The organism is Lysinibacillus sp. VIII_CA, assembly GCF_049943995.1.
Lineage (GTDB): Bacteria > Bacillota > Bacilli > Bacillales_A > Planococcaceae > Lysinibacillus > Lysinibacillus pinottii.
Genome location: NZ_JBNFXM010000105.1, coordinates 1 through 276, shown reverse-complemented (window position 1 = coordinate 276; position 276 = coordinate 1). Strand labels below are relative to the sequence as shown.

The following is a 276-nucleotide window of genomic DNA, read 5'->3' as shown; positions in this document are numbered from 1 at the left end:
CTTCTCAGCCTTGCCGCCCCGAGTGTCCTGACGGGCCTCGGCCAGTTGACGCTGCGACTCCTCGCGCATCTCAGCCAGGTCCTGCTGGTTCATACCGCCCATCCGCAGGAATCCAAATACCACCACGGCAATGAACACCGATACCCATGGCGACCACCCCAACACTAACGGGATGGTGATAAGAGCAACCATGTCGAGCCCGCGAATAAGGTTAAACATCAACCCGGGAGGCATTGCGCCAGCCTGAGTTGCGACCATCGGCGAGGAGTAATCAGC

Annotated in this window: 1 protein-coding gene; it reads right to left on the bottom strand. The window is 59.4% G+C overall.

Going from position 1 to position 276, the window contains the following annotated elements:
* Positions 1-276 (bottom strand): hypothetical protein (locus ACP3VS_RS24420; RefSeq protein ID WP_426390316.1); only part of this gene is annotated, 276 nt, incomplete at both ends.